9 protein-coding genes and 1 pseudogene are annotated in these 21,127 nt (G+C 70.9%); 5 read left to right on the plus strand and 5 right to left on the minus strand.

The features are described from left to right. The first annotated feature begins 209 nt into the window (after nucleotides 1-209). Nucleotides 210-821: a MarR family winged helix-turn-helix transcriptional regulator gene (locus ACFWIS_RS25765; protein WP_380457801.1), complete on the plus strand. Its 612-nt coding sequence runs from the start codon at nucleotides 210-212 to the stop codon at nucleotides 819-821. 191 nt (nucleotides 822-1,012) lie between these two features. Continuing rightward, nucleotides 1,013-1,270: pseudogene (locus ACFWIS_RS25770) on the plus strand (IS5/IS1182 family transposase); the annotation flags it as partial. Between the two features lie 502 nt (nucleotides 1,271-1,772). On the opposite strand, the gene ACFWIS_RS25775 reads toward ACFWIS_RS25770, so the two are convergent. Then, nucleotides 1,773-2,384 (minus strand): hypothetical protein, encoded by a 612-nt coding sequence (locus ACFWIS_RS25775; protein WP_380457799.1) that lies wholly within the window; start codon nucleotides 2,382-2,384, stop codon nucleotides 1,773-1,775. A gap of 11 nt (nucleotides 2,385-2,395) precedes the next feature. After that, nucleotides 2,396-14,041, minus strand: a complete 11,646-nt coding sequence (locus ACFWIS_RS25780) for a LamG-like jellyroll fold domain-containing protein (RefSeq protein WP_380524003.1) — start codon at nucleotides 14,039-14,041, stop codon at nucleotides 2,396-2,398. Between the two features lie 436 nt (nucleotides 14,042-14,477). Between ACFWIS_RS25780 and mycP the strand changes: the two genes are divergently transcribed. Together mycP and ACFWIS_RS25790 are read left to right on the plus strand one after the other, a co-directional pair. Further along, nucleotides 14,478-15,707, plus strand: a complete 1,230-nt coding sequence (gene mycP, locus ACFWIS_RS25785) for a type VII secretion-associated serine protease mycosin (RefSeq protein ID WP_380457795.1) — start codon at nucleotides 14,478-14,480, stop codon at nucleotides 15,705-15,707. 30 nt (nucleotides 15,708-15,737) lie between these two features. Next, complete coding sequence (locus ACFWIS_RS25790; protein ID WP_380457793.1) at nucleotides 15,738-16,271, plus strand: hypothetical protein; 534 nt, start codon at nucleotides 15,738-15,740, stop codon at nucleotides 16,269-16,271. Here the strand turns inward: ACFWIS_RS25790 and ACFWIS_RS25795 are convergent. After that, nucleotides 16,266-17,624: a M14 family zinc carboxypeptidase gene (locus ACFWIS_RS25795; RefSeq protein ID WP_380457791.1), complete on the minus strand. Its 1,359-nt coding sequence runs from the start codon at nucleotides 17,622-17,624 to the stop codon at nucleotides 16,266-16,268. The two genes, ACFWIS_RS25790 and ACFWIS_RS25795, sit on opposite strands and share 6 nt — an antisense overlap. Before the next feature lie 157 nt (nucleotides 17,625-17,781). On the opposite strand from ACFWIS_RS25795, the gene ACFWIS_RS25800 reads away from it, so the two are divergent. Next, nucleotides 17,782-20,628, plus strand: coding sequence for a BTAD domain-containing putative transcriptional regulator (locus tag ACFWIS_RS25800; protein ID WP_380457789.1), 2,847 nt, complete (start codon nucleotides 17,782-17,784; stop codon nucleotides 20,626-20,628). Between the two features lie 36 nt (nucleotides 20,629-20,664). Here the strand turns inward: ACFWIS_RS25800 and ACFWIS_RS25805 are convergent, their stop codons facing one another. Further along, nucleotides 20,665-20,793, minus strand: a complete 129-nt coding sequence (locus ACFWIS_RS25805) for a hypothetical protein (RefSeq protein ID WP_380457787.1) — start codon at nucleotides 20,791-20,793, stop codon at nucleotides 20,665-20,667. A gap of 32 nt (nucleotides 20,794-20,825) precedes the next feature. After that, complete coding sequence (locus ACFWIS_RS25810) at nucleotides 20,826-21,068, minus strand: hypothetical protein (RefSeq protein ID WP_380457785.1); 243 nt, start codon at nucleotides 21,066-21,068, stop codon at nucleotides 20,826-20,828. Nucleotides 21,069-21,127: the final 59 nt, after the last annotated feature.

A 21,127-nucleotide genomic window follows, 5' to 3' on the forward strand; every position in this document is an offset into this window, starting at 1 on the left:
GTGGGTGTGCGGTGGCATGCGGGCATGCGGTGGCATGCGGGCGTGCGGGCCCGGAGCATTTACGTGCCAAAAGCAACTAACTCGCTGTCACGCTAACTCGCGGTCCGTGTCGGCGAAAGGGGCCACCGGGTGGACGGTGAATCTGTCCGAAATCCGGTCACCGGTCGGCACCGCAGCGGTGGCGGGCACCGGCTCGCTAAAGTTCCCCCATGTCGGACGCCCCAGACGATCCCGCGGACGATTCCGCAGACGACCGGACCGCCACCGCGGACCTGGAGGCCGTACTGGCCTCGCTCGCCTACCTGCTGACCCGCTCCCAGGAGCACGAACGCCGCACCGCCCGGGCCGGCATCACCGCCGCCCGCTCGGACGTCTACCTGCTGCGCGCACTCGCCGAGGCGGACGGCGCCAGCCGGGTGGGCGACCTCGCCGCCCGACTGATGGTCAAGCCCTCCCACGTCACCCGGCAGATCGACCGCCTGGAGAGCCAGCGGCTGGTCGAGCGCACCCCGGACGCGCTGGACCGGCGGGCCCGCCAGGTCGCGCTCACCGCCGGCGGGCGGGCCGTGCTCGACCAGCTGAAACAGGCCAACATCATCGGGCTGGCCGACGCCCTGGACGGCGTCCCGGAGCGGGACGTCGCCGCGACGGTCAGCGTGCTGTGCCACCTGATCGAGCGCTACGTCCACCGGGTGCGCAGCACCATGCTGTCGGAGGAGGACGACGGCTTCGCGCCCCCGACGTCGTCGCGCAAGGACGCGACGACGTCGGGGGCGCGGCCGATGCCGGCCGGACGCGGGTCAGTGCATGAGAGCGGATGAGTCGGCCGTCTTCCGCCCCCGTACAGACACCCCGCTCGTCGCAGCAACGGGTCCGTACTCAGAGGACGTTCTTGTCGTTGATGCAGCTATTTGGGGCTTTTGTTGCCTGCCAGAGATGCCCCGATAGAAGCAAGATGTCCCATTCCTGTGTGCCATGTGCTGGCGCCCACAACGTGATTCATCCAGTTTGATGGCGATCGCACGACTTCCCGCCGCACACCACGGTATTCTCCCACTTCAGTGCCTGGACTGCAGACGGGACGATCGAGAAGCTCGGCGTCCGCCTGCACCGCCTGGTGCGCGAGAAGGAAGGTCGGGCACCCGAGCCGACCGCCTGCGCGATCGACGCTCAGAGCGTCAAGACCGCTCCCAGCGTGCCGGCCGAGACCCAGGGCATCGACGCCGGCAAGAAGATCGTCGGCCGCAAGCGCAGCATCGTCGTCGACAGTTGTATCCCACCAGTGAATCCCTGCCGTCCGGATGAAGAATATCGAGGTATCCGCTGAACTGTCCCGGCCCGAATGCCTCGCAGAGCAGCTTGTAGTCACCAGGAAGCGCCACACCGAAATCGCCTTCCACAGCGGACCAATCAATGACCAGCCCGAGGGGCTGCCACCCGACTGCCTGAACGATCCGATCCACCCACAACATCCGAAAGACCTCCCACTGCCAGCGCTTACGCGGCCGCACCCTGCTCGACCGGCTGAAACAGGCGAACATCACCGGCGTGACCGACGCCCTGAACGGCGTCCCGGACTCGGACGTCGCCGCGACGGTCAGCGTGCCGTGCCGCCTGATCGAGCGCTACGCGCAACGGGTGCGGGACTCGATGCGCTCGGAGGACGACGCCGGCTTCGCACCCCCGACGCCGGGGGCGCGACTTGGTGCGCGACGCCGTCGAGTCCTGAGCTTCCTGACCCACGAGCCCCAAACCGTCGCTACCGAGAGGAATCACCCCGCGAGTGGATCAGGGCCCCAGAGATCCGTCCCGGTGCCCCGGTACCTCCTGATGTCGCAAGAGCGGTTGAAGCGCGACCCCGAATACCTGAGATCCGGGATCCAGAACAGTGGAATTTCTTGGCGAACATACCGGCACAGCAGATCCACCATGCCGCAATCGAACTGCATCCACGCCTCCGGGCCGGACCAGTGGCGACGCCACAGGACAGTTGTCCAGTCGTTGGGGTCGTCACCATCGGCGTACCAGCACAGCAGGTCGGAGTCCGTCGTCAAACCCCACCCGATCAGAAGGTCAGGGTCGGAGAACCCTTCTTCCTCTCCGGTGAACCGCGCGTCGTCGGTCACCCCCTTCACCGTCGCACTGAGGTCGTTCGGGTAGGCATCCGGAATCGGGGGGACCACAGACAGGAAGTTGTCGAATACACCCTCCCCGTAGATCCCGATGAACTCCTTGTAGTCGTCGGGAAGTCCATGATCGTATTCGATCGCAACCCGACCCCAGTCGACGGAGCTCCCGCCACCCGAGGGGGCGGCGACCAGGGCCGTCAACCCGTCGACAGCCCTACGCCCGTCACTGCCGCCAGAACTCCCGACTGCTGCCATCCCAGAATTCCTCACTTGATCACGTCACCGAGATTTACGCCGCCCACACCGTAGGTGTTGTCGACATCCATGTCACGATTGATTCCCGCTGCCCCGTTGGCGTAGTAGCCGCGAGCGCTCAGCACGAATTTGTAGGGCACCTTACTCGCGTCGGACCTGTACTTCGGAATGACCACGTAGAGGACGCTCTGCCCGCCGAGTGCAGCCTGCTTCACCTCACGCTCCATGACAGCCATGTTGTTTCGCCCCAGGCTGCCAGCACTGCGGTCGAAGGTGTTCACGCCGCGGAAGCAGGTCGCGAGGTTGCGCTGGTCGGTACCGGATCCGCCGAGCGTGTCCGCGATCAGGTGGCAGGCGTTGATCGTCTTCTCCGGCACGAGGCCCATGGTTTTGTCCACGTACTCCTGAGCCTCCGCATAGCCCGACAGGTCTGCCCTGGCCTTTTCCGAGACAGGCGACGTTCCAGATGAACGCACGCTGCTTTTGGTGACACAAGCCATCATGCCGTTTGATCGGCTGGAATCATCCAAGCCCAAAGGCAACTGATAGCCCACTCCGCTTCCCTTGGAGCAGTTCTGATCTATCTGATTGCCTGTCGTCGGGCTCCCAGGAGCCTGACCTGCGCTTCCCGGACTGAACGGGGCTTGCGCTGACTGGTTACCGAAAGTGTCTGGTATGCCCTGCTGCGTCAGGCCGTTCTCAGGGCCGTTGGGCAGTGCTCCCTGTGGGGTCGGGGTAGAGCACACGCGGCAGAGGATTGGGTCTACGTTGTGGGGATCGATCCGCTCCGGCGGGGTCGGCGCGTGGTGGTGGCGGTGGGGCGGGGGGCCGACGGGCCCGTCGGTGTCGCAGCCGCTACGGCCGGCAGCCATGAGGTCCTCGTCGGCCTCGATCTCCGCCTCTTCCGCAGCGATGGCCGCCAGGCCTTGAGCACGCGCCAGCTGGTAGATGGTGGCACCTGCGCTGTTCCCTCCCGCGCGCAACTCACCGGCGGCCTGTTCTGCTCCCGCGTGCGCGGCCCCGCCGCCTGCGCCGGTCCAGATCCACCCGGTGGCCGCAGCGGTGCTGATCGTGGACCAGTAGCCGCCGGCGTACTGCTGATTGGCGGACGACTCCCCATAGCTCATGCGGTCGTAGGAGGCCTTCCGTTCCGCGGCTTCCGCGATCTCCATGTCCGCCATGTGCTGGGCCTTGCGTTCCCAGGCGCTCGCGCTCATTCCGGCGTACGCGGGGGCCGAGGCCGCCCCCGCGCCGTCGCCGGCCGGGTTGTCCGGGTCCCCGCCGGGGTCGTCTCCTCCTCCGCCGCCGTCACCTGGCACGCACGGGTTGTGGCCGCTGGGGTCTGCGTTGGTCAGCGGGTCACCGGCGCCGTAGGTATAGCGGTTGGCGCCGGCCGCGGTGACGGGTGCGAGGTTGGCGGTGTCGCGGCTGGTGAAGTCGGCGGTGGCGGGGTCGTACCAGCGGCTGGCGGTGCTGACCTGACCGCTGGTCGGGTCGGTCCAGCCGCCCTGGTAGCCGAGGTCGTGGGTGGTGCCGGCGGTCGCGGTGGGTTTGCCCCAGGGGTCGTAGGCTCTGGAGCCGACGGTGGCGGTGCCGGTGGCCGTGAAGGTGCCGACGAGGTTGCCGTGGCGGTCGCTGTAGGCGAAGGCGGACCCGGCGGAGTTGCCGATGGCGGTGAGCCCGCCGGACGGCGTGCGGGTGTAGTTCTCCGTTCCGTCGGAGGTGAGGTTGTTGCTGGTCGCGTCGTAGCTGAAGGTGTGTCCGGCGCTGGTGGTGAGACGCCCCAGCGCGTCGTAGGCGTAGGTCTGTCCGCCCTGGGCGGTCAGTTCGTCGAAGGCGTCGTACGTCGCGCTCGTCGTGGTGGTTCCGGTCGTGGCGGCGGAGCGGGTGCCCCGGGCCGTGTAGGTGTAGTTGGTGGCACCGGCGCTGCTCAGCTGGTTGCGCTGGTTGTAGGTGGCCGTGGTGGTGCCGTTGGAGGTGAGGTTGCCGTTGCCGTCGTAGGCGTAGGCGGTGGTGGCGGTGCCGTTGTTCCAGGTACTGAGTCGTCCTGCGGCGTCGTAGCCGTAGGTGTGGGTGGTGGCGCCGGCAAGGCCGGTGGTGGTCTGGGTCTTCAGGTGGCCTGACGGGTAGTAGGTGTAGCCGAGCGAGGAGACGGCCGCGCCGGTGCTCGTCTTGACGCTGTCGGTGGTGACGTTGCCCTGGTCGTCGTAGGTGTAGGAGCGGGTGTTGCCCGTGCCGTACTGGATGGTGGCGACCCGGCCGGTGGGTGTGTAGCTGTAGGCGAGGGTGCTGCCGGTCTGGGGGTCGGTGAGGGTCTTCAGCTGGCCCGCGCTGTCGTAGGTGAACGTCGTGGTGCCGGCGGCGTCGGCCCGGGAGGCCAGTCGGCCCTCGGCGTCGTAGGTGTAGCTGCCGGTGCCCATCGGGCCGGAGGCGGAGGCGATGGCGCCCCGGTCCTCGTAGGTGTAGCTCTGGGTGCCGCGGGGGGTGGACAACGAGGTGATCCGGCCGTCGGCGTCGTAGCCGAAGGTGCGCGTCGGGGTCGGTGCCTCGCCTCCGCTGCCGGCCTGGCTGGTGAGGTGCCCCGCGGTGTCGTAGCTGCTGGAGATGGTGACCCCGCCCGGCTCCTTGAGGGACACCGCCTCGCCCAGGGGGTCGTAGCTGGTGGTGTAGGTGCGGTCGGCGGGGTTGGGGTAGGCGCTGGTGGCGGGCTCGATGGTGGATTCGGGCAGCCCCAGGCTGTTGAAGGTGGAGTAGGTGGTGTTGCCGTTGCCGTCCGTGTAACCGGTCCTGCGCCCTGCGGCGTCGTAGGCGAAGGCGGTGGTGATGCTGTGTCCTGCGGCCACCGGCTGCGTCTGCTGGACCTGGCGGCCGAGCCCGTCGTAGACCGCCGTCGTTGTGTTGCCGTCGGGGTCGGTGATCGAGAGCTGTTCGCCGGCGGCGTCGAAAGTGGCGCTGGAGGTGGCCAGCGTAGTTCCGGTGGCGGACAGTTGGGTGGTCGCTGTGTGGTTGCCGGCCTGGTCGTAGCTGGTCGTCGTGGCGGGTCCGTCGACGCCGGGTCCGGTGCCGGGGAGGGTGACCTTCACGACCTGTCCGGTGAGGTCGTAGCCGGTCCTGGTGGTGCGCTGGAGGGAGTCGGTGGTGCTGGTCCGCTCCCCTGCGGCGTCGTAGCCGAATGCGGCTGCCGCGCCGGTCGGCGAGACCGCGGTGGTGCGGTTGCCCGCGTCGTCGTAGCCGAAGGCGCTGGTGTAGGAGGCGGTCGGCTGGTTCGCGGTGCGGACCAGGTCCGTCAGGGTGACGGTGCGGCCGAGGTCGTCGTAGGTGGAGAGGGTCTGGGCACCGGCCGGGTCGGTGACGGACTGCTTCTCACCGTCGAGGTCGTAGCTGTAAAGCCACTTGCGGGTGGCCCCGCCGACGCTCGGCAGGTCCTTCTCGACGAGGTTGCCGAGCTGGTCGTAGGTGTTGGTGGCGGTGTTGCCCTTGGCGTCGGTGAGGGCCTTGGGCCGGCCCGTGGCGTCGAAGTCGGTGCGGGTGACGGCGGTGAAGGTGCCGCTGCCGTCGGGGGCGGTGTAGGTGTTGCTCGCGACGGCGAGGTGTTCGCCGGTGGCGTCGAAGGTGTGGGTGGTGGTGGTGATGCCGCCGGTCGGGTCCTTGGTCTCGGTGCTTTCGCCGAAGGTGTTGTAGCCGGTCCGGGTCTCGGGGGCGACGGTCAGCGTGAGGGGCTGTCCGGTCGCGCGGTCGAGGGTGGTGGTGGACACCGGCGGCTCGGTGATAGCGGTCTGCTGACCCGCCGCGTCGTACGAGTAACTGACGGTGTACGAGGCCGGGTTGGCGCCGCTGACGTTGCCGTTGGGGCTGGTGCGGGTGAGTGGCAGGCCGCGCTGGTCGTAGCTGAAGCTGGTGGTGGAGTCCTGCGGCGGGTTCTTGACGGTCTGAGCGGTGACGTTCCCGGCGACGTCGTAGGTGAAGTCGCTCTCCCGGGTCTGGGTTCCGTCGGCAATGGTGGAGCGCAGCACGTGGTCGGCGGCGTCGTAGGTGTTGCTGCTGGTGCGGTTGACGCCGCCGGGGTCGACCGTCGTGCTGGTGGCGCGCCCTGCAGCGTCCCAGGTGTTGGCGACGGTGGTCTTGCCGCCGCCGGTGACGCGCTGGGTCAGGTGGCCCGCCGCGTCGTAGGTGTTCTGCTGCAGGACGACGTTGCGCAGGGTGCCGTCGAAGGTCTTCGCGACGGGGTCAAAGTTGTGGAACGCATCGGCGTCGATCTCGGCGACGGTGTTGTCGTCGTTGTAGTAGGTGTGGGTGGAGCGGCCCATCGCGTCCGTCACCTTGGCCAGGCGGCCGGCGGGGTCGTAGGCGCGGGATTCGAGGATCTGCCAGCGTGCGCTGACCGGACTGGTCGGGCTGCCGGTGTAGTTGGTGACGGCGACCTGCTGCAGCCAACCCATCGGGGCGTAGTCGTAGTTGTAGGTGGTGCCGGCGGCGTCGGTGCTGGTGACCTTGTTGCCGTACTTGTCGTAGGTGTAGCTGGTCGAGCGGCCGGCCGGGTCGGTGACCTTCGTGAGCTGGCTGGTGGTGCCGGAGTACGCCCAGGTGGTGGTGCGTGGGGTGTCGCCGCCGGTGAGGTCGGCGACGGTTTGGGTGAGCGGGTTGCCGTCGGTGTCGTAGGCGGTGGTGGTCTGGCGGGTATGGACGGTGCCGGTGACGGCGTCAGTCGTGGCGGGATCCGTACGGGTCAGCGGATTGCCCTGGCCGTCCCAGCCGTAGCTGGTCGTGGACGTGCTCGGGGTCTGTCCGGGACCACAGTTGGTGCAGGTCTCGGTCGTGGAGGTCAGGCGGCCGAGGTTGTTGTACGTGTAGGTGGTCGTCAGGCCGAGTGGCGTGACGGTCTTGGTGAGGTCACCGGCCGCGTTGTACGAGTTGACGGTGCTCAGATTCGCCGGCACCGCGGCCTGGTTGGGGTAGGCGGCGTGGTCGACGTACGGGGACTGCGAGGTGACGAGCCCGGGCGGTTGGGTTCCGGTCGTCGGCTTGCCGTCGCTGCCGACGGCGGCCTCGGTGCCGCTGGTGCGGGCGACGTAGCTGGCGCGGCCCTGCGGGAAGTCCGCTGTGGCGGGCACGGTCGTGGAAAGGAGCTCGCCGGCCGGGTCGTAGCTGTACTGCGTGCGGTAGGTGGCGTCGCCGGGCCCGTTGGAGCGGGCGTCGCTGCGGTCGGTCACCGTGTCGTTGACGGCGCCGAGGTGGTCTGCCGTGCCGTCGAGGTAGTAGTGGGCGTAGCTGGTGTTGCAGTGGGTGGTGTCCTGGCAGGTCGTGCGGGAGAGCGCGTTGCCGCGGTCGTCGTGGCCGGTGGTGACGGTGTGTCCGTCGGCGTCGGTGACGGTGTGGAGGTAGCCGTTGGTGTCGTAGGTGTAGCGGGTGGTGTGGCCCCAGGCATCGCTGCGCGCGATGAGCTTGGCGGAGCGGCTGTCGTACAGGTAGGCGAGGGTGTTGCCGGTGGGGTCGATGACGTGGGCGGTGGTGACGGGCGTGGCGGTGCCGCCTTCGCCCATGGCCTTGAAGTGGGCGGCCACCGTGGCGGCGTCGAGCCGGCTGGTGTAGTAGGAGGCCTCCGCGATGTTGCCGGTGAAGTGGTCGGCGCCGCCTGCGGGCCAGCCCCAGCCGGTGGTGGTGCCGGCGCCGAGGTAGACGTACGGGGTGCCGTTGAAGGTGATCTTGCGGCCGGTGGTGTCGGAGGCGCTGGGTTGGCCGTCGATGTAGATGGTCTGGCCGCTGTCGTCGGCGGCGAGGACCACCTGGTGCCAGTTGCCGTCGTTGACCGTCCGGTCGGAGGTCATGACGGCGCCCGAGCCCATCCAGAACTCGCCGTGGACGCGGCCGTCCGAGCCGACGTACAGCGCCGGGTTCCAGCTGTTCCCCAGCGGGGAGCCGACCGGGAAGTCCTGGTAGCTGTACAGCGGTCCGCCGCTGGTGGTGTTGAACCAGAGCTCCATGGTGGCGGGGCCGTGGGTGGGTGCGGCGCTGGACGGGAGCTGGATCTGCGAGGTGGTGCCGTTGAAGACCGCCGCGCGCTGGTTGCCGTAGTCGTTGGACGGGCCGTTGGCGTTGAGGGTGACGTCGTTGTAGGTACCGGCGGTCAGGTCGGGCATGGCGGTGCCGAGTTCGGCGGCGGCGTACGAGGAGCCGGAGGGGTCGTTGAGGCGCCAGTACTGGATCGGCCCGGCCTGGACGACGGCGGCGCGGTAGGCGCCGGCGGCGTCCAGGCCGCCGGTGCCGGGGGTAGTGGCAGCCCGGTAGTGGTCGGCGACCGCGCCGGCGACGAGGGGGTAGCTGTAGATCGAGAAGTCGGCGATGGCGCCGTTGAAGTACCCGACTTGGTCGGAGGGCGGGTTGGGCCAGCCGCCACCGGTCCAGCCGGCGCCGAGGTAGTCGTACGCCGAGCCGTTGTAGGTGATGGGCAGCGCCGTGGTGCTGGTGGCGTTGGGTGCGCCGTCCAGGTAGAGGGTCTGGCCGTTGCTGTCGCCGGTCAGGGCGACGTGGTGCCACTTTCCGTCGGTGACGGTTGTGGTCGAGACCAGGGCGTTGTTGGCCGAGCCGGTCCACAGGGCGCCGTAGAGCTTCTTGTCGGAGCCGATGTAGAGCGCGGGGTTCCAGCGGTCGGTGGAACCGTTCGGCTTCCCGTCGATCGGGAAGGACTGGTGGCTGTAGAGCACGCCGGGGGCGGTGGTCTTGAACCAGAGTTCGACGGCCGTGCCGCTGTAGGGCTTGGGCGCGGTGTTGGCCGACAACTGGACGTAGGAAGTGGTGCCGTTGAAGCCCGTCGCCGTGGAGGTGCCGGAGGCCCAGGGCCCGTTCTGGCAGCAGGTCGTGTTGTGGTAGCTGCCGCGGTTCTGCGCCAGGGCAGCGGAGGAGACCACCTCGGTCGCCTGGTTGCCGGTGGTGTCGCCGAGGCGCCAGTAGCCGGTGGGGTGGGCATCGACGACAGCGGCGGCGTACTGGGTGGCGTCGGCGGTGGTGGCGAGCTGGTAGAGCGAGGAGATCGTGGCCGCGCTCAGGCCGTGCGGATAGGCGGCCACGTCGGCGAGCTGGCCCTTGAAGTGGCCCGCCCGGTCGGCCGGGGCCTGCGGCCAGCCGCCGGTCACGTTGCCCGCGCCGAGGAAGACGTGGCTGGTGCCGTTGGGCGTGATCGTGCCGTTGAGCGGTCCCGCGGCGGCGGCCCCGTCGAGATAGAGGGTCTGGCTGCTCTGGCTGTCCGCGGAGATCACCGCGAAGTGCCACTTGTTGTCGTTGACCGGGGTGCTGCTGGCCAGGGTGGGCGCGGCGTCGCCCATCCACAACTGGGCGCGCAGCTTGCCGCCGCTGTCCACGTAGAGCGCAGGGTTCCACCGGTCCGTGGTGCCGTTGGGACTGCCGTTGACCGGGAAGGACTGGTAGGAGAGCAGCACGCCCGCGCGGTCCGTGCGGAACCACAGCGCGAGCGCGCCGGGGCCGTTCTGCGGAGCGTAGGCGGCCGGCAGTTCCGCCCAGGACGTACTGCCGTCGAAGGTCGCCGAACCGGCTGAGCCCTTCATCGGACCGGGTGCGCCCAGGCTGACATTGGCGTAGTTGCCGTTGTTCGGTGTCGGTCGGGGCGTGTAGACCTGGTTGGCGGCCTGGACCCCCTGACTCTCCGACAACCGCCAGTACCCGGCGGGCTGCGAGCCCATGACCTGTCCGCGGTAGGCCTGGGAAGAGCCGGACACAGTCGGGTTGTCGAGCTTCCAGGTGCCGCGGTTCTCGTCAGTGATCTGGAAGGCGCGGTCCTTGGAGGTGTCGTAGGCCACGGTGAGCTGGGTCTTGCCGGAGGGGAGCTTCACGCTGGACAGCTCGGTCGAACGCTGGCTGCCGGCCTGCCACAGGGCCTGGACGGTCGGAGCGCCGAGGGTCCGGTTGTAGAAGGCGACGTCGCTGATGCTGCCGGTGAAGTAGCTGGCCCGGCCGGTGAAGTCGCTGAACGGGCTGTCCTGCCACCAGGCGCTGGTGAAGCCGCCGCCGATGGCGCCGGCGCGCTGCCCCGGCGCGAGGACGGGGCCGGCCAGCGTGTCCTGGGCCTGGCCGTCGAGGTATAGCGTCTGGGTGACACCGGCGGCCGACAGCACCGCGAAGTGCCACTGGCCGTCGTTGACCGCCTTCGAGGACTGCATGGGGTTGGAGGAACCGGCCCAGAACTTGCCGTGGAGCTTGCCGGAGGTCCCGACGTAGAGCGCGGGGGTGTAGTCACCCGCCGTGGTGCCGCTGCCCGGAAAGTTCTCCGTCTGGTAGCTGAACAGCACGCCCGAGCCGGTGGTCTTGAACCAGAGCCCGACCGACGTGTAGGACGAGTTGGACAACCCGGTCTGCGGCAGCGTCACGTAACCGCTGCTCCCGTCGAAGGTCGCCGCCGTCGCGGCCGCCGCCGGTCCGGGGGTGCCCAACGTGACGCCCTGCGCGGAGTACGTCGCGTTGTCGTTGCCCTGGTTCTCGATCACCTCGCTGGCCGCGGTGCTGCCGGAGGCTTCACCGAGACGCCAGTACGAGACGGGGGCGGAGTCGAGGACCGCCGAGCGCAGGTGGGAGCCCGGGTCGTAGGTGTACCCGGTGCAGGGCCTGGTCGTGTTGGTTCCGGCCGGCGGGGTGCAGACGCCGTTCAGCTGGTCCGGGTTACCGCTGTCGTACGTGTAGGTCCAGGTCTGGGCGGTGTTCCAGTCCGTCCCGGTCGCGGGGTCGGTGTTCACCTTGGCCACGTGCCGGTTGTCCGTCGTCCACTCGAAGTGCAGCGCCCGGCCCGAGGCGTTGTCCTTGACCGTGCTGAGCTTGCTGTTGGTGTAGGTGAGGTCCTGGATGTGGCCGGCCGCGTCGGTGACCCGGGACAGCGCGTAGGCGCTGCCGCTGGGTATGTGGAACTGGTAGACCACGCCGTCCTTGGCCGTCAGGTCGAATCCGGCGTCGACCTTGGTCAGGGAGGCGAACTCCCCCGGCGGCGGGGTGTAGACGGTGCCGCTGCCCCCCAACCCGAAGCGTCCGGTGCGGCCGTTCGCGGTGGTCAGCACGACTGCTCCGGTGCCGTCCTGGTCCGGTTGCACCTGCATGTCGAAGGCTGATGTCCAACCGGCTCCGAAGAGCGTGGAGGTGCGCGGGTCGAGGGAGTTGTAAGAGCGGGTCACGGTCAGGGCCGGGCCGACCGTCTTCACGCTCGCGTCCGTCGCGGCGGTGGTGTAGTTGCCCACGTGGGCGTCGAAGTCGTGCCCGGCGCCGTCACTGGCGGCGCCTCCCAAGTGGGAGGTGATGACGGGCTGTTGCAACTGGGTGGAGAAGGTCGCGTACCCCGACCACGGGCTCGCACCGATGTGGTCGCCGGCCATGACGGTCCACTGATAGCTGCTGTTCCAGGCCAGCTTGCCGGCCGGGACGGACCAGGTCTGACTCGGTTGCCAGCCCGACTCGGCGAGCAGCTGGGGGTCGCCCGACGACGGGTTGGTGTAGACGCGGAAGTTGTAGTCCACCCCCGTGCCCGGGTAGTTGTCCGGATCGTGGCCGCTCGCGTAGAGCTGCGGGGAGAGGGTGCCGACCACGGAGTTGGACAGCGGCACCATCGTGTCGATCTGCGGGTCGACGTTCTTTGCGGAGACCCACGTGCAGGTGTGGTACAGGATGCCGAAGTCGTCCCTGAGGGAGTACGTGCCGTTCACCAGGCCGTCCCAGCACAACTGGTAGCTGGTGCCCGGCGCCATCGGCGGGATGGTGGCCGTGAAGGTCACCGTGTCGCCCGTCTTGACCAGCCCCGGAACGCCAGTGGTGGTGCCCGCTCCCGGCCAGAACTCGTGCCAGCTCGCGTCGTAGAACCTCGGCTTGACCCGCATGCTGTTGGAGTTCCACCAGTTCGCGGCGATGTTGGTCATGGTGACCTGCTGCGAGCCCGGAGTGACGGCCGTGGGCTGTATGTAGTCCCCCGGGATGGAGTAGTCGGCGGCCCAGTCTACGTAGGTGAGCTTCAGGAACGGCGGGTGCTGGGTGTTGACGCTGTCGAACTGCTTCCAGGCCTGGATGTCGCTGTTGTCCGACGTCAGGGCGAAGCCGTAGTTGCCGCCGCCGTGGGTCCAGCTGTTGACGAGCTGGACGCCGGCGGTGGTCGGGTCGCTGCCGAGGTTGAAGGGCACGGTGACGGGCGAGCCCGGGCAGTAGTTGCTGTTGGGTGCCTGGAAGTTGGCGGAGGCGAGTACCGCGGGGTCGAACGGCACCTGGGAGAAGTTGTTGACGCTGCCCGGGTCCCAGGCGGAGGTGATGGCGTGTACGGCCACGTCGCGTGACTGGCAGCCGCCGCTCCAGATGGCGTTCAGGTCCAGCTCGGCCTTCTGGACGTACATGTTGCCCAGGTTCGAGCCGAGGGAGTCGAAGACGAGGTAGCTGACGTCATAGGACGCTCCCCCGTTGTAGCTGCCGGTCTTGAGGCTGTTCTCGCTCGCGTGGTTCGTGGCGCTGTTCGACACGATGTAGGTGGAGCGCGTGCCGTTGATCTGCCCGGTGGGGTCCACCTTGACCGGGAAGACCCGCTTGGAGTCCTTCAGCCACGTGGCGTCGAGGTCCATCTGGAGGGCGGGGTTGCCGTCCACCGTGGTCAGCTTGTACGTGACGGCGTTGGAGGTGACCCCTTCACCGGAGTGCGGGTCGAGCGCCGAGTCCTCCATGAACCCGTGCGGGATGGTCATCCTGACCTTGCCCGCCTCGTCGGTGAAGCGGACGTTGCCGGAGGTGTCCAGGGAGGCTGACAGTCCCGTGGTGTTCAGCGGGAACACCCAGGTGGTTGGGGCCGAGGTGCTGTGCAGGACCAGCGATTCCTTGATGCCCTGCGCGAGCGTGTTGTATTCGACGTCGGAGTCCGTGAGGGCGCCGGGGTAGGTGAGCGTGTTGGCCGCCGCGGTGGCCTGGGCCGGCTTGGCGCCCTGGAGGGTGTAGGAGATCCGGTGGCCGGCGTCCAGGGTCCAGTCGATCAGGGCGGTGCCGTCGGCGCTCGGCGAGAAGCTGAGCGCCTGGTCGTTGGCGGCTTCGGCCCACCTGTTGTCACGTCGGCGGGACAGGCCGGTGTCGATGTTCTCCCAGGTGCCGTCGGGCTTCTGGAAGTGGACGGGCTGGCTGTAGACGCGCATCGTCTTGGTGCCGTCGGGGTTCTGGAACACCGAGGTGGTGGGGGTCCTGGCCCCGGTGACCTCGGTGGCCCCTGCATCCGGGTCGGTCGGGCCCACCCAGGCGGTCGGCGAGTCCTTGGTCGGCGAGACCTTCCCGGTGGCCGCCTCGCCCTGACTCTTCGGCGAGCCGTCCGCGTTGCTCGCCTGGGGCCTGGGCAGCACCGGCGGCGTCGTCTGCTTGCCCTTCACCGGCACCGGGGCGGCCGGGGCGTGGGGCTTGCCGCCGTTCTGGCTGTCCGTCTTCTCGGGTGCCTCCCCCGGGGCGGGCACGTGTCCGGCGGCCACACCGGCGCCCTCGTGGCGCGAGGTTTCGTTCGCACCGACCTGGTGGCCCTGCCCACCGGCACCGTCCGAGCGCTGCTGCGGAACCCGGGGGGCCTGTGCCGATACGGCCGGTGTCGGGGCATGTGCCTGGGCGAAGGCCTCGGCAGGCTGGAGCGCCACCGCCTGCAGCAGGGACAGCGACAACAGCGCGACGGGCCAACGTCGCCTCGGAACGGACGCACGGTCCGGTCTGGTTGCTCCGCTCCCCGCACGACGGGCCGCACGACGGGGGTTGCTTCCGCCCCCGAGGCGCGACGTCTTCTGCGATTCACGGCGTGACAAGCGGCGCACGGCCGACCCTCCGGGAAAAACGAGTCCGAGACCGCCCATCAGGAAGGCCGAGAGATCTTCTATCGACCACAACCACTTCCGGTCCAGTGCTCAACTGCCGCCCGCCATCCGAGATGCCGGACTATCGCCCGCTTTGCCTTCAAATGGTCCTGGCAAAAATTCCGCAAAGCGCGGCCCCAACGCTTGATCACGAGGCCGAGAGGAAGGCGCATGTGTATAAGATCGCCACCGATCTAGGCACCGCCATGCCTTCTTGAAACACCGTCACTCCGTCCCAGGAGCAGCACCCATGGCCGCAATACGCCGGTTTTTCAACGCCTGTGGTGTTGTCGCATTCACCGTGTCCGTCCTGGTCACCGGAACTCCCGCGAGCAATGCCGAGAGCATCCGTTCCAGTGAATGGCCGCTGGACGCCGAACACTTCAAGGCCGACCGGGTCTGGTCGATCAGCCGCGGCGCCGGAACGACGGTCGCGGTCGTCGACAGCGGGGTCTCGGGCTCGCATCCCGACCTGGCCGGACAGGTCCTTCCCGGCAGCAGCCTGATCGGTGACGGCGACGACGGCCGGACGGACACCTCGGGCGACTCCCACGGAACCGCGATCGCCGGCATCATCGCCGGCACCGGTGGCCCGGATCCCGGCGAGGGTATGACGGGCCTCGCACCGGCTGCGAAGATCCTCCCGGTCCGCGTCGGCACCGGGAACCAGGTCTCCGCTCCCCTGGTTGCGCGCGGTATCGTCTGGGCGGCCGACCACGGCGCACAGGTCATCAACGTCTCCCTCGGCGCACCCGATCCGGACCCGCTGCTCAAACAGGCCGTCACCTACGCGATGGGCAAGGACGCCGTCATCGTCGCGTCGGCGGGCAACGAGGGCGACCGGGGAAATCCGCCGATGTATCCGGCCGCGTTCCCCGGAGTCGTGTCGGTTTCCGGAGTCGACGAGAGCGGCGGTTTCTGGAAGGCCAGCGAATCCGGTCGCGGCGTCGTCGTGGCGGCGCCCGCCGCCGATATCTACTCGACCAACAACCAGGGCCGCTATGTGAAGGCCGACGGCACGAGCTACGCGGCGGCCTACGTATCGGCCACTGCCGCGCTCATCCGCTCGGTGCATCCGGATTTGACGGCAGGACAGGTGATTCGCCGTCTCATCACCACGACCGTGGAACGGAACAACCGTCCTGACTCAAAAATCGGCTACGGCAGGATCGACCCGATCTCAGCACTTTCCTCCAGCGTCGACGGAGAACCGGAGAACCCACTTCTCCGTGAATCACACGAATCGGCCGGTGCCGGGACCGACTCGGATTCCGACCTGTTCGTCGTCTCGGCGTCATCCGCCGGAATCGTCCTTGCTGTCTGCGCCGCTGTCGTCCTGTTGCGCAGGTTCCGCAGCCGCGACAACGCCCAGGAGACCGTGCGGGCCCGGCCCGCGGTGAAATCGGCCGGCAAGTCCCCCCGGCCGGGCCCACGTTCGCGCACGTCCTCCCGCACGTCCCGTTCCAAGCGGAACGGCTGACCCGCTCCTCGCCCCCAGGAGGGCCCGTCCATGTCACCGCGCCCGCGTCCCGGCCGTCGCACCCTGGCCATCGCCGCCCTGCTCCTCGCCACCGCCGCCGCCCTGCTCGGCTACGCGCTGTTCGCGGATGACGGCGCTCCCAACCCGGCCGCCACCAAGGCGAACGACGTGTCGGGGCGGGCGACCGCATGCCTGGCGGCGGACAGCGCGAGCTCGACGGGCAGCGGCACGGTCACCGGGATCTGGTCCGCCATGCAGTCGGCCGGAACCCAGCACGGCACCAACGTCCAGCAGATGATCGAACCGGCGACCACGGCGGACCAGGCCGCTCCGCACCTCGCCGAACTGCTCGTCCAGCACTGCGACCTGATCGTCACCGTCGGCGTGCCCTTCGGGCAGGCGGTTCCCGGCATTGCCTCGGCCGCACCGTCGGTCCCGATCATCGCCGTCGACTCGACCCTGTCCGCCTCGGCCGCCAACATCACCCTCCTCGCGGGCTCTGACGCCACGACCCGGATCACCGATCGGATCAGCAGCTTGCGGCGACACGCTGCGGGGTCATGACCCACTGCCTCGGCGCAGGACGGTCACGGCGGCCTCGGCGGTGTTGGCGTGGTGGGCGGCCTGGCGGGTGACGGGCAGCCAGGTGGGGCGGAAGCGGCGGCGGTACTGGGCGCACCAGGCGTCCAGGAGGGCGGCGGGGCGGGGGTCGGCCGCGGGGGTGGCGCGGCGCAGCAGGGCGGCGGCGCGCACCGGGATGCGGTGGGCCCACAGGTCGATGCCGGCCAGGTGGGCGCCGGTGAGCAGGGGCGGCGGGACGAGGGGGTGCCCGGCGGTGCGCGGGTCCCAGGCGTCGGCGAGCTGGCGCAGGGCGGTCAGCTGGGTGTGGAGGGCGCGCAGCAGCGGGGTGTCCTGCGCTGGGAGGGCGGGGAGCAGTTCGGTGAGCCGGCGGCCGCGGTCGCGCAGTCGGTCGGCGGCGGCGCGCAGGTGCGGGTCGGGGTCGGCGGCGGGGCCGGGGTCGCCGAGGCGGTCGGTGGTCCAGGCGGGGACCTCGATGACGACGGTGTGGCCGCCGTGGCGCCGGGGGGCGAACCAGGTGGCGGCCCGGGCGCCGGCCGGGGTGTCGTCCGGGGCGTCGTCCGGCTCGGCGAGCATGCCGGTGGTGTTCTCCTGGGACTCGATGTGCCGGGGCTCCATCAGGAAGACGCCGGGGCCGGCGGCGGGCAGCCGGTGGGTGTCGAAGGAGCCGGTCTCGACCGGGATGCCCAGGGCGGCGGCGGAGTGGGCGAAGGGCGCGGCGAGGGTGGCCGGGTCGGTGGTGGCCTGGACGAAGGTGCCGCCCACGTCGGCGGTGTGCAGGGAGAGTTGGAGCGAGGGGCGGAGTTCGTCGATCAGGTCGAGCAGGATCCGGCTCTCCGGGAGGCGGCCGCCGATCGCCGGGGCCCATTCGGGCTGTTCGTCGGCGGCGGGGCGGAAGTAGCCGGCGAAGTAGGCGGGCAGGGTGCGGGAGTCCACGGCGCTCCGGGCGAGGTGGGCGCCGTCGGGGTCGAGGCAGAGCAGGAGGTGCCAGGTGGTCGCGGGGTGCCGGGCGGGGTGGGCCAGGGCCCGGTGGGCGAGTTCGACGAGGCCGGCGCGGCCGGAGAACTCGTCGGCGTGGGCGCCGGAGACGACCAGCACGTTGTCGGCGGTGTCGGCGGTGTTGTCGGTGGGGCCCCCGGGGCCGCCGGGGCCGCCGGGGCCGATGGTGAGGAGCAGCAGGGGGCGGCCGGCGCGGGAGGTGCCGAGGGTGCGCACCCGGCAGCGTCCGGGGTGGCGGGCGGCCAACCGGTGGGCGGTGTCGGCCAGTTCGTCGAGGGTGGGGTAGCGGTCGTGGAGCAGGACGGCTCGGCCCGCGCCGGTCGAGGTGTCGGTCAGCATCGGTCTCCTTCCCGTGGTGTCCGGAGGCCGGTGGGCCCGGAGGTGGTATTGGATCCGGTCGGGTGGTGATCCGTCCAGGGGGCTCCGGGCGGTGGCCGGGCGGTGGGACGAACGGTGTGTCACGGCAAGGTCGCCTACTGTCATATGCTTGTCATATTTGCTGGTCAGAGTGGGGGCACGGGTGGACTTCCGGTTGTTGGGCTCGGTGGCCGCGGTGGCCGCGGACGGGCAGGAGCTCGCCCTCGGATCCCCCAAGCGCCGCAGCCTGCTGGCGATGCTGCTGCTCAACCCCGGCGCCCCCGTCGGCGTCGGCCGGTTGACCGAGGCCCTCTGGGAGGAGGAGCCGCCCCGGCACGCCCGCACCGTCATCCACAACCACGTCTCCGGCCTGCGCGCCGTGCTCGCCGCCCATCGGGCCCCCGCCTCCGGCGTCGAACTGGCCACCGACGGCAGCGGCGGCTACCTGCTGCGGGCCCCGGAGGCCGCGGTGGACACCCAGCGCTTCGAACGGCTCGTCCGAACGGCCCGCGCGACCCGGCAGGCCGAGACCGCGGTGACGGCCCTGCGGGCGGCGCTCGCGCTGTGGCGCGGGCCCGCGCTCGCCGGGACGGCGCCCAGCCTGCCGCTCCAGTGCGCCGCCCAGGCCCTGGAGGAACTGCGGCTGACGGCCGTGGAGGAACTCGCCCGCGCCCACGGCCGGCTCGGCGACCACGGCGCGGCCGCCGGCATCCTGGCCACCGAGGCCGCGCTCCACCCGCTGCGGGAACCGCTGGTCGCCGCGCTCATGGCCGCGCTCGGCCGGGCCGGGCGGCGCTCGGAGGCCCTGGAGTGGTACCACCGCACCCGCCGGACACTGGCCGAGCAGTTGGGGATCGACCCCGGGGCCGAACTCTCCGAGGCGTACGAGGCGCTGCTGCGCCGCAACGGGGCGCCCGTGGCCACTTCGTCCGCCGCTCCCGCTTCGCCCACCGCCCCTGCCGCCCCTGCCGCTCCTGCCGCTCCTGCCGCCCCTGCCGCCCCTGCTCTGCCTGCTTCGCCGGCCGCACCCGCCGTACCCGCCGTACCCGCGCCGTGGCCCTTCCCGCGGCGGCCCCGCGGGTTCTCCGGGCGCGAGGACGAACTGGCCGCGCTCGACCGGGCCGCCCGCTCCCCCGGCGCCATCGCCGTCGTCACCGGCGGGGCCGGGGTCGGCAAGACCGCCCTCGCCGTGCACTGGGCCCACCGGCGCCAGGCCGACTTCCCCGACGGACGGCTGTTCGTCGACCTGTGCGGGCACAGCCCGCTGCCCGAACGGGCCACCGGCGCGGTGCTGCGCGAACTGCTGCTCGCCCTCGGCCTGCCCGCCGAGCAGATGCCCGCCGCCCCCGAGGCCCTGGCCGCCCGCTACCGGGAACTGACCGCCGGACGCCGGATGCTGATCGTGCTCGACAACGCCCGCCGCTCCGAACAGGTCCGCCCGCTGCTGCCCGACGGGGACGGCTGCGTCACCCTGGTCACCAGCCGCGACCGGCTCGGCGGCCTGGTGGCCACCGACGCCGCCCGGCCCGTACCGCTCGCCGAACTCTCCGACCCGCAGTCCGTCACCCTGCTCGCCACCACCCTGGGCCCCGACCTCGGTCCCGACCTGGTCGGCGCCGAACCCGAGGCCGCCGCCCGGCTCGCCCGGCTGTGCGACGGACTGCCGCTCGCCCTGCGCCTGGCCGCCGCCCGGATCGCCACCTGCCCGCACCGGGGACTTGCCGCCCTCGCCGAGGAACTCGCCGACGAACAGGGCCGGTTGGGGCTGCTGGAGGTGGAGGACACCAGCGTCGCAGCCGCCCTGGCCCTGACCGTCCAGCACCTGTCCGTCCCGGCCCGCCGGATGCTCCAGCGCCTGGGCGCCCACACCGGCACCACCCTGGACAGCCGCACCGCCGCCGCCCTCGCCGGATGCGAACTCCCGCAGGCCGCAGGGGCGTTGGGACAACTGGCCACCGCCCACCTGGTCGTCGAGATCGGCCGCGACGCCTACACCCTGCACGACCTCGTCCGCCTCTACGCCCGCAGCCTGCGCGCCCTGCCCGGCGAGGACGACACCGACACCCTCCCCCGTCTCCTCGACCACCTGCTGCACACCCTGCTCGCCGCGAGCGCCGCCGCCGAACCCGGCAGCGAGCCCTGCTGCCACCTGCCGGCCGGGGCCCGGCGGCCCGTCGACGTCCGCCCCTTCCCCGACCGGGAGAGCGCCCTCGGCTGGTACGCCGCCGAACGCGACACCCTGCGTGGCGCCGCCCTGGCCGCGGTCGCCGCCGGACTGCACGACCGGGCCTGGCGCCTGGTCCTGCTGCAGTGGCCGCTGATCGTGTGGCAGGTCCGGGACGGCTGGGTACCGCTGCTCGAACACGGGCTGGCCGCCGCCGAGGCCGACCTCGACCCCGGCGCCCAGTCCCGGGCCCGGGCCCTGCTCGGCTGGGTGCTGCTGGAGGAAGACCGCCCCCAGGAGGCCCTCCCCCACCTCGAACGGGCCCCCGGCCTCGCCGCCCTGGCCGGCGACCGCAGCGCCCAGGCCGTCGCCCTGGTCAACCTGGCCGTCGCCCTCACCCGCCACGGCGACGCCCCGAGGGTCCGCGACCTGCTGGGCCGCGCCCTCGCCCTCGCCGAACAGGCCGACCGCCCCGACCTCGTCGCCCTCGCCCACCAGCACCTCGCCGACACCTGCCTGAGCGGCGGCCACCCGGAACGGGCCGCCGACCACGCCGCCCGCGGCCTCGCCCTCGCCGAACCCCCCTTCCCCGCCGCCCGCCGCATCGTGCTGCAGACCCTCTACGGCCGGGCGCTGGCCGCCACCGGCCACCGCGCCGAGGCCACCCACCACCTCGACGCGGCCCTGCGGGCGGCACGGGCGCACCGGTACGGCGAGGGCGAGTCGGCCGCCCTCGCCGCGCTGACGGCCCTACGGGCCCTGCCGGGAGCGGCGGGAGCGGCGGGAGCGGAGCCGCGGGTGGGGCGGGGCAGGCGCTGCTGACCCGCGGGGCCGGGGGCCGGTCGCGCAGGCGGGGTGTCAGTGGTAGCCGCGTGCCGCCCGGGCGGGGTCGGCCAGGACGTCGGCGATGAAGAGGCCGAGGTCGAAGTCCTCGGCCTCGACGAACGGGGTCAGGTCGTCCGCCAGGCCGTACCACTGCGGCGGCACCGGGTAGCGCAGTTCGGCGACCTGGCCGATGGTCAGGACGCACTCCTGTTCGTCGATCCGGTGCCGGACGGTGGTGGAGGCGTCGACGTCGTGCTCCCCACCCGGATCCGCAGTCCGTTCGCGCCGCGGTAGAACACCACGCCGGTGCGGGCCGGTCGGCCGTAGTGGCCGTGGGTCGTCTGCCCGGCGTCGACGGCCCGCTCGGGGCCGAGCCGTCCGGTCGCCGGGTCGAACTCGGCGGCCCGGCCGTAGGAGTCGAAGGCGGCGATCAGCACGGCTGGCTCTCTCCTGTCAGGTCGGCCCGTCGCCGTAGCCTGCCAGGTTCCGGCCCCCG

Origin of the sequence: Kitasatospora sp. NPDC127060 (genome assembly GCF_042724935.1) — a bacterium.
Classification (GTDB): domain Bacteria; phylum Actinomycetota; class Actinomycetes; order Streptomycetales; family Streptomycetaceae; genus Kitasatospora.

What these genes read in the sequence shown, in the direction of transcription:
- ACFWIS_RS25765 (WP_380457801.1), top strand. Translation starts at nt 210, where the DNA reads ATGTCGGACGCCCCAGACGATCCCGCGGACGATTCCGCAGACGACCGG.
- ACFWIS_RS25775 (WP_380457799.1), bottom strand. Translation starts at nt 2,384, where the DNA reads ATGGCAGCAGTCGGGAGTTCTGGCGGCAGTGACGGGCGTAGGGCTGTC.
- mycP (WP_380457795.1), top strand. Translation starts at nt 14,478, where the DNA reads ATGGCCGCAATACGCCGGTTTTTCAACGCCTGTGGTGTTGTCGCATTC.
- ACFWIS_RS25790 (WP_380457793.1), top strand. Translation starts at nt 15,738, where the DNA reads ATGTCACCGCGCCCGCGTCCCGGCCGTCGCACCCTGGCCATCGCCGCC.
- ACFWIS_RS25795 (WP_380457791.1), bottom strand. Translation starts at nt 17,624, where the DNA reads ATGCTGACCGACACCTCGACCGGCGCGGGCCGAGCCGTCCTGCTCCAC.